A 9,099-nucleotide genomic window follows, 5' to 3' on the forward strand; every position below is an offset into this window, starting at 1 on the left:
ATCGACGAGGTCGGTTACTGTGCGGCCTCGGCCTCAAGGAGGCGCTCATCGACTATGGGCGTGAACTCCATGCGCGACAGGACATCCTTGTGGACGTCGATGCCCCTGGCCACCTCGATCAGACGAACCCCAAGCGGATCGAGTTTGAACACGGCACGCTCGGTGATGTACAGAACCTCTTTCCCTTCGAGCTGCGCCTGAACGCCGCTAAAGGTCACGTGGCGAACCTTTTTCACCGCCTTGGGAACGGAGCCGGGGCAGACAATCTCGAGCGTCCCGTCCTGCCGACTGACCTTCAGTCCTTTCGCTTCGAATGCGCCGCAGAACACGATTTTTTTGGCGCCTTGCGCGATGTCCATGAATCCGCCCGGTCCGACAACGGTGCTGCCCAGTTTCGAGACATTGACGTTGCCTTCTTCGTCGAATTCCCCCATCCCAAGGAACGTGACGTCGATACCGCCGCCGCTGTAAAAATCGAACTGGTCGACGCTCGGCACGATGGCGTCCGCATTACGGGCCGTGCCGAACATCGCGCCGTCAAGCATGGATCCCCGATGGATGCCCTGTTCGACCGAGCCCCAGTACTCGCCGCCTCGTCCTTGCGTCGAGAGCACGGCAGGGATTGCGCCGGGAAAGCCAAAACCGAAGTTCACGGACCGGTTCACGCCCAGTTCCTGAGCGGCACGTTCAGCAACGAAAAGACGCATGCCATCCGGCATTGCCATCTCCGCATCCGCGCCATGAGCCTCACCGCTCAATGTCGGGTCGTAATCACTAATGGCGCACTGGCGCTGGCTACCTGTCTCGACGATTTGATCGACCATTACGCCGGGGACTCGCACGAGACGCGCAAGTACGTGGCCGGCGGACTTCGCCTTGACTTGCGCGATGACCTTTCCGCCGCTGTTGTGCGCAGCCAGTGCGACCGCGTAGATGTCGAGATCGGCCGGCTCACGTTGGGTGGTGAGATTCCCGCGCTCGTCGGCCGACGACGCCATGACGAGGGCGAAGTCGATCCTGAACGGCTTGAAGCGCAGATACTCTTCGCCACCCACGTTGACGAGTTCTACGAGATCCTCGGTCGTCGCCGCATTGAGTTTGCCGCCGTCGAGCCGGGGATCGACAAAAGTTCGCAGGCCGACTCGCGTAATCACGCCTGGGCGCCCAGCCCCGATTTCGCGGAACAGGGTTGCGATGACGCCGCCAGGAAAGCTGTAAGCCTCGATCTGGCCGCTTTCAGCCAGTTTCTGCATTTCCGATGACCACACCCAGTGGCCGCCAATCACGCGCTTGACCATGCCGGTATGCGCGAGCCTGCCGAGGCCGCTGCCTCGTCCGTCTCCAACACCGAGGGCGTGGACAACCGTCAGATTTCGCGGGTGCCCAGTCTCGAGATACCGCGCTTCGATTGCGGCGAGCAGGGCGTCCGGTTCGAGCAGGCCGCCACCGGAACCGGTGATCGCAATCGTCGCACCGTCAAAGATTGAAGCGGCAACCGCTTCAGCGTTCGTCCATTTGTCCACCGTGCCTCCTTGTCATAAATTCGCATCAGTCCCGGTCTAATCAGAACTGAATCGTTACTTGTTGATAATGGTGGCATACGATTCGACGAGGTTCAAGAACTTGTGACGTGTGGTCGGGTCTACGACAGGTCTTTGGCTTTTCAGGCCGGAAATTTGATAAATTTTGCGTCAAGAGTCGTCAATGGCCTGGTGAAAACCCTTTTGACGTCGAACGCTCCGGCGTATTAAAGTAGAACCAAATCGTTACTTAATTTAAAAGACTAACCAGCGGTCCATGCCGTGCACTCGAATTCATCTCGACGTAACGCAGGAGGAAGTACCCATGCCACAACGCCCGATCGCGCTCGTAACAGGCGCCCGACGGGGAATCGGCCGGGCCATCGCGCTCGAACTCGCGGATGCCGGCTTCGACATCGCGCTGACCGACGTGAGCGCGTCCGACGAACTCGACAGCGTGTGCCACGCCGTCCAGCAACGAGGCGCACGAGCAGCTACGTTCGTCTCGGATCTGGCCCGCATCGAAACTCATGAAACGTTGCTGCAGTCGGTTGAAGACGCGCTTGGGGCTGTCACGTGCCTTGTCAACAATGCGGGCGTCTCGGTCATGTCGCGTGGCGACTTGCTGAACGTCACACCCGAAAGCTATGACCGATGCCTCGGAGTGAACACGCGCGGCACGTTCTTCCTCATGCAGGCATTTGGCAGGAGGGCAGAGCAGGCGGCGCGGCCGGGCGTTGCGGTCGGCACCTCCCGTTCGATCATCACGATCACGTCGTCTAACGCGGTCGCCGCGTCGATACAGCGCGGCGAGTATTGCGTATCGAAAGCCGGCCTATCCATGGCAACGACGCTGTTCTCGGTGCGCCTCGCCGAGGTCGGCGTGCGCGTCTACGAGGTGCAGCCGGGCTTTATCGAAACCGAGATGACATCTCCGTCCAGGGCGCGCTACGACGCGCAAATGGAGAGCGGGCTAACCACCATCAAACGGTGGGGTACGCCTCAGGAGGTGGCGACCGTCGTCCGCACCCTCGCGACAGACTGTCTCCCCTATAGCGTTGGCCAGGCGATCCGCGTAGACGGTGGCCTGCTCGTTCACAAGTACTGAGTCAATCATGCAAATCAATCTTCCCGGTACTGACGGTCAAACGTACGAATATCGCGTCAGAGGCACGCCTCTCGCGCCCGTGCGTCCCGCCAGACCATTCACGCGGATTGCTTACTCCGCGGCGCATGTCGTTGCAGACCCGCTGCGCGCCGGCGAACTGAATCGTCCCTGCGCAATCGACTGGACCCGCACGATCGAATACCGCCGCTATCTGCTCGAGCAGGGTCTGGGCATCGCAGAGGCAATGGATACGGCACAGCGGGGCATGGGACTTTCATGGCCGCAAGCCCGCGATCTTGTTGTGCGCACCCTTGAAGAAACACGAGATATTCCAGGAGCGCTTATCGCTTCAGGTTGCGGTACGGATCACCTGTCGCCCGGCGAAGCGACGACGTGCGACGACGTGATTCGTGCTTACGCCATGCAGATCGCCGAGGTGCAGCGTGCGGGAGGCCGGATCATCCTGATGGCGAGCCGCGCATTGGCTCGGGTCGCGCGCGGTGCGAACGACTACCTCCGTGTATATCGCGAAGTGCTGTCGATGTGCGAGCAGCCAGTGATCCTGCACTGGCTGGGCGAAGCATTCGACCCGGAACTGGCGGGCTATTGGGGGCATGCGAGTTTCAAAGACGCTGCGGACGTGTGCCTCGAAGCTATCGCGACGAGCAGTGCCAAGGTGGACGGGATCAAAATCTCCTTGCTCGACGATACGAAGGAAATCGCATTCCGGCGCCGCTTGCCCGCATCCGTGAAGATGTACACCGGCGACGACTTCAATTACCCCGAATTGATCGCGGGCGACGAGGCGGGCTATTCACACGCGCTGCTCGGCATATTCGATGCCATTGCCCCGGCCGCGTCGCAGGCGCTGGCCGCGCTGGCCGACAACGACCGCGCCCGTTACGACCGGCTGCTCGCACCGACTGTGCCCCTGTCGCGCCATATCTTTCGTGCGCCGACGCAGTACTACAAGACCGGTGTCGTGTTTCTCGCCTACCTGAATGGATTCCAGCCTCACTTCTTCATGCTCGGCGGCCATCACGGCATGCGCCCGCCTGTCTACCTGGCGGATGTGTTTCGCCTCGCTGACGAAGCGAATCTGCTGCTCGATCCGGAAGTCGCGGTTCACCGGATGCGCAACATCATGACGACGTTTGGCATCGCCTGATCTCGCTGCGCTTTTGGGCGTCGCTTTCGGAGGGCGTCCTTTCTTCTCGACCGGAACTCATCATGGACTCACTGCGCGGGCGACTCGATCGCTGCTCGATCAATACGGCCACGCTAGGCCATCGCGAACCCCTGAGCCTGACGATCGACCGCATCGCGCGCGCCGGTTTCGGCGGCGTCGCTCCGTGGCGGCACGAACTCGACGCGGCCAATCTCGACGATATTGCAAAGCAGATACGCGCTCTCGAACTGACGGTCACGGGCTACTGCCGCTCGACCTATTTTCCCGCGGATACCGCAGCGCAAAGGGCTGCCGCAATCCAGTCCAACCTGAACGCGTTGCGGCAAGCCGCGGAAATCGGCGCGCAATGCTTCGTGCTGGTTGTCGGTGGTTTGCCGGCCGGAAGTCGCGATCTGTCGGCCGCACGCGAGCAGGTTGCGGAAGGCGTCGCGACACTTTGCGGCGAGGCACGCAGGCTCGGTGTCCGACTTGCCATTGAACCGCTGCATCCGATGTACGCGGCCGACCGGTCCGTCATCAACACGATCAGTCAGGCACTGGCATTGTGTCAGGCCGTCGAACCGGATGGCGCGGACGTGTTGGGCATCGCCCTGGATATCTACCACTGCTGGTGGGATCCGCAACTCTCCGAATCGATACAGGCGGCGGGCGACGCACAGCGGATCTTCGCCTATCACGTGTCCGACTGGCTGCCCAATACTCGCGACATGCTACTCGATCGCGGAATGATGGGTGACGGGGTGGTGGACCTCGAACACATCGGCGGCCTTGTCGAGCATGCCGGCTATCGTGGCCTCGTCGAAGTCGAGATCTTTTCGAAGGAGCGCTGGTGGACTGCAGCGCCGGACGAGGTTCTGCGGATGTGCGCGAGTCGCCTGCAGTCTGTCTGCTAGAAGCGGCTGTGCGTCGGTTAAGGGTAATCTCGGCGGGGAGACGCGGGTGGTGTAAAGTTCTGGAACCTGTTTCACGAATCACGCAAGGTTGAAGCAATGTCCACCATGTCCGCGACCGAAAAGAAAACGCGCTTGCCGGAGCGTTCCACGAAAATACGGGACCCGGTCCAGACCCAGATCAAGATCCTGGCGGCCGCCAAGGCGGAGTTCGCGAAAGTGGGACTAGGCGGTGCCCGGATCGACACGATCGCGGAAAAGGCCGGCGTCAACAAGCGGATGATCTATGAGTACTTCGAGGGAAAGGACCAGTTGTTCCAGGCTGTCCTCGAAGACGCGTGGGCCGAAATTCGTACTGCGGAAAGCAGGTTGCAACTCGACGCGCTACCTCCAGTGGAAGCCATCAGGCAACTGATGATTTTCACGTGGGAGTACTACCTCAGTCACCCGGAATTCATTTCTCTGGTGAACAGCGCAAATCTGCATGAAGCCCGTCACGTGAAGAAATCACGGCGATTTCATGAACTGCACGGTGGTTTCATCGACATGCTGCAGCGTATCCTCGATCGGGGCGTCGCTACAGGGGATTTCCGGCCCGGTGTCGACCCGCGGCAATTGCATCTGACGCTCGCGGCGGTCGGCTATTACTACCTGAACAACCGCCACACCGGTGAGGTGATTTTCGGCTTCGACTTCATGTCGAAAGAGGCACGTGAGGCACGGCTCGAATTCAATATCGATACCGTGCTCAGCGTGCTTCGTCCGCGGTAAGCCCACCAGGCTGCCGTTGACACGGGCCAACGACGCCAACCATCGGCGAAAAAAGATATGAACGAATTCTGTCGAGTCTCGCGGATGCGTGCCAGTCGGCCCGGGCCGCGAGCTTTGTCCGGCCGGCCGTGAGGCCGGACAAAGCAGCCCGTTCAACTTCGACGGACTCGGGCCCAGATTCGCCAGGCACCCTCTCCCAAACGCCGCTTCAAACCTTGACGACAGAGGCCTGATAAATCTCGTCGACGGCCTTCTCGAGCGCTGCGTCGAACTCGCTGTCGCTCATCGAGTCCTTGAGCTCGTTGATCAATGCCCGCGAAAAGCTGGCGATCATGCCGTGATTCGAAGCGAGCCGTTGGCACGCGTCGGCGCGCGTGTAGCCTCCGGACAGCGCCACTACCCGTGCGACACGCGGGTGTTCGATCAGCGGACGATAGAAGTCCGCCGCGTCGGGTATGGTCAGCTTGAGCATCACGCGGCGGCTTTCCGGCAACGCATCGAGGCCTTTGATCAGTTCGGCGCGCAGGGTGGCTTCCGCGCCGGGCTTGTCCGGACTCTTGATCGAAACCTCGGGTTCGAGGATCGGCAGGAGGCCGTGCGCGTCGATCTGCGCCGCCAGTTCGAACTGTTGCTTGACGATCGCAGCGATCCCGCTTTGCGAATTCAGATTGATCACCGAGCGCATCTTGGTGCCGCAGATGCCGAGCTTCACGGCCCGCGCGAGCAGATCGTCCAGGCCGGGAATCGGCTTCATCAACTGGACACCGTCGGCTTCGGCTTGCAGGCCCTTGTCGACCTTCAGGAACGGTACGACGCCGCGCTCTTCCCACAGGAAGGCGGGAACGGGTTTGCCCTGAGCCTGTCCGTCCATGGTCGCTTCGAACAGGATGGCGCCGATGATCTTGTCCCCCGTAAAGGCGGGCGCCGTGATGATGCGCACGCGCATCTCGTGGATCAGTTTGAACATCTCGGCGTCACCGTTGTAGGCGGTCTCCGGAATGCCGTAGAGCCGCAGTGCGCCAGGGGTCGATCCGCCGCTCTGGTCCAGGGCGGCAAAAAATCCCTGTTTTTCACAAACTTGCGCCAGCATCTTTTCATCAGCCACGATCGTCTCCCTCTCTTTCACAGTGGAATATCGAACCAGCACGTCTGCTCGCGACGCGTCGAGTTGCATACGTTCAGTGTCACGATGTTAATGCAAATGTGAGATTTGACGAAAAAATGGTCGCCGGCGCGGCCAGTTGCCTTGCTCCGGCTTTCTTTCGGCACGGCGTTCAGGCGATCGACGCCGCAGATGCTCCGGGTGTGGCGCGACGCGATGACCGCGCCGTTCCAGAGAGAAGAGTCGTGTCGTTTTCGTAGCGACCGACATGCAAACATTATTTAACACACAATTACATGGTGGTTTGTTAGGCTTGTGCTCGCATGCGTCGCGGGCCGGGCCTTAAGCTCACGGTCGCTCCGCGGTCACTCAATAGTAAGTCCGTTCTTTCTGGGACCCACATGAAGTCGAGAATCATCGCACCGCTTTTGATCGTTTCCTTGCTTGGCACCTCGGTTGCCGCCTTCGCGCAACAGCATCATGACGACCACGATCACGGCGGCGGCCAGCCTTCGCACAACGGGCCGAACCCCGGTCACGGGGCTCCGCATGGGCAAGGACAAGGGCATGGACAAGGGTACGGTCACGGGCCGGCTCAGCACGACGCGTCGCGCGGCGGTCCCGACGGTCCCATTCCCCATAACGACTGGCACAAGGGCGAACGGATTCCGGCCGAATACCGCGATCGTAACTATGTCGTCGACGACTGGCACGGGCATGGTCTTCAAGCGCCGCCGCGCGGGTATCAGTGGATCGGCGTGAACGGGGACTACGTGCTCGCTGCGATCGCGACGGGTGTCATCGCAAACGTTCTGATTTCGGTGCACTAAGCGGGGGAATTGGTAGCGATCCTTCTGGACTGCCTTGCGCTGATGCACCGTTCGCGGCCGGTTCTCTTTGAAATCCCGGTGTGGTCGATCATCGCGTGCAGCATTTGCGAAAGGCTGTTCGCCCCGAAGGGGGCGAACAGGTTCGTGCTCACGAATCAATGAGGACTTTCCTGCCTGGCATACGTTGTTTCCCATCCGCCACCGAGCACCTTGTATAGCGTGATGAGGTTCGCGTCCGCGGCGGCCTTGCTCTGCTCGAGGTTACTCTGCGCATCGAGCAACTGTTTCTGCACGTTCAGCACATCGAGGAAATCCACCGCACCCGCCTTGTACCGTTGCTGCGCAATCGACAGCGCGCGCTGGTTCAGACTCACAACCGTTTTCAGCCGATCGCGCCGCCGCTGTTCGGCGTCATAGACAACCAGTGCGTCGTCCACCTCACGCCATGCCTGAAGCACAGTGTGCTTATAGACAATCGCCGCTTCCTGCTGCTGCGCCTCGCGCAAATGAAGCGTGCCTTTCAGGCGTCCGCCTTCGAATATCGGCAGCGTGATCGACGGTCCCACGACAAACTGGCCGGACGCCCAGTCGGCGAGATTCGACAGTTGCAGACTCTGGAACCCGGCGCTGCCGTTCAGCGAAATGCGCGGATAGAAGTCGGCCTTCGCCATGCCGATGGTCGCGGTGGCCGCATGCAGCTGGGCCTCGGCTTTGCGGATGTCGGGCCGGCGCTGCACCAGTTCCGACGGAACACCGATCGGCACCTGATCGGGCAGTGCCGGCACATCGTGCGGCTCGGCGAGCATCTGCTGCAACGCACCCGGTTCTTTCGCGAGCAGCACGCCAATCGCATTGATCGTTGTCGTGTTGCGCGATTCGAGCGTCGGGATCAGGCTTTCGATCGACTCCGCCTGGGCCATTGCGTTGGCCACATCGAGATCCGTCGTGACGCCTTCATGCACCCGGTTCTGCGTGAGCTTCGTGGCGTCGTGGGCGATGTCGAGGTTCTGTTTCGCGATCTGCAGCAGCGCCTGCGTGTCGCGCAACTGGATGTAGTCCCGCGCGAGTTCGGCGCGGGCGGACAGCAGGATTGCGTTACGGTCCTCGTACGAGGCATCGGAGAGTGCCGACGCGGCCTCGACACCGCGTCGCACGCGGCCCCAGAAGTCGAGTTCCCATGACGCGTCGAAGCCGAACTGGTACAGATCGTAAGCAGGCGAGCCCTTGGATCCCGGCAACGGCGCGACACCAAGTGGCGCGCTGCCCGATGCCGACTGCGTCTGACTTCCCGTCGGCGTGACGCCAAGCAGCGACAGGATGCCGTTCGGACTGCCGCGCTCGCGATCGTATGAGGCGGCGCCGTTCAGCGTCGGATATTCTTCGGCACCGGCAATGCGCTGTTGCGCCCGGCTTTGCCGCAGACGCGCCGACGCGGCCGCCACATCGAGATTCGCATCGGTCAGTTGCTGTTCCAGCGAGTCCAGTATCGGATCGTTGAACAGCGTCCACCATTCAGCTGTGAATTCGGATTCGACTGCCTTGCTCGAAGCCTGTGCGGTCCGGGTGCGGTTGAACACGTCGGGCGTGGCGGTCTGCGGAGGTTCGAAGTTTGGGCCGACCAGACAGCCCGTGAGCATGGAGCACAGCAGCAGCGCGAGCGCCGGTGTGCGCAGGGAGAAGTCGCTCGTG

At 61.3% G+C, this 9,099-nt stretch carries 8 protein-coding genes; 5 read left to right on the top strand and 3 right to left on the bottom strand.

Translation table 11 applies throughout. The features are described from left to right. Positions 1-14: 14 nt before the first annotated feature. Entirely contained in the window at positions 15-1,523 is a 1,509-nt protein-coding gene (locus PQR54_RS23735; RefSeq protein ID WP_408249894.1) for an acyl CoA:acetate/3-ketoacid CoA transferase, read from the bottom strand. A gap of 322 nt (positions 1,524-1,845) precedes the next feature. Here PQR54_RS23735 and PQR54_RS23740 point away from each other — a divergent pair, with 322 nt between their 5' ends. From PQR54_RS23740 to PQR54_RS23755, 4 genes are all read left to right on the top strand, one after another. Further along, positions 1,846-2,628: a 3-ketoacyl-ACP reductase gene (locus PQR54_RS23740; protein WP_408249896.1), complete on the top strand. Its 783-nt coding sequence runs from the start codon at positions 1,846-1,848 to the stop codon at positions 2,626-2,628. Between the two features lie 7 nt (positions 2,629-2,635). Then, on the top strand, positions 2,636-3,796 hold the full coding sequence (locus tag PQR54_RS23745) for a dihydrodipicolinate synthase family protein (RefSeq protein WP_408249898.1): 1,161 nt from the start codon (positions 2,636-2,638) through the stop codon (positions 3,794-3,796). A 62-nt stretch (positions 3,797-3,858) separates the two neighbouring features. After that, on the top strand, positions 3,859-4,710 hold the full coding sequence (locus tag PQR54_RS23750; protein ID WP_408249900.1) for a sugar phosphate isomerase/epimerase family protein: 852 nt from the start codon (positions 3,859-3,861) through the stop codon (positions 4,708-4,710). A 96-nt stretch (positions 4,711-4,806) separates the two neighbouring features. Further along, entirely contained in the window at positions 4,807-5,478 is a 672-nt protein-coding gene (locus PQR54_RS23755) for a TetR/AcrR family transcriptional regulator (RefSeq protein WP_408249902.1), read from the top strand. A gap of 208 nt (positions 5,479-5,686) precedes the next feature. Here PQR54_RS23755 and PQR54_RS23760 read toward each other — a convergent pair whose 3' ends face one another. After that, positions 5,687-6,583 (bottom strand): fructose bisphosphate aldolase, encoded by an 897-nt coding sequence (locus PQR54_RS23760; protein ID WP_459251831.1) that lies wholly within the window; start codon positions 6,581-6,583, stop codon positions 5,687-5,689. A gap of 398 nt (positions 6,584-6,981) precedes the next feature. Here PQR54_RS23760 and PQR54_RS23765 point away from each other — a divergent pair, with 398 nt between their 5' ends. Further along, on the top strand, positions 6,982-7,410 hold the full coding sequence (locus tag PQR54_RS23765; RefSeq protein ID WP_408249904.1) for an RcnB family protein: 429 nt from the start codon (positions 6,982-6,984) through the stop codon (positions 7,408-7,410). 155 nt (positions 7,411-7,565) lie between these two features. Here the strand turns inward: PQR54_RS23765 and PQR54_RS23770 are convergent. Further along, a partial coding sequence (locus PQR54_RS23770; protein WP_408249906.1) for an efflux transporter outer membrane subunit occupies positions 7,566-9,099 on the bottom strand: 1,534 nt, incomplete at its 5' end.

It is taken from the genome of Paraburkholderia phytofirmans, assembly GCF_046028095.1.
Classification (GTDB): Bacteria; Pseudomonadota; Gammaproteobacteria; order Burkholderiales; family Burkholderiaceae; genus Paraburkholderia; species Paraburkholderia phytofirmans_A.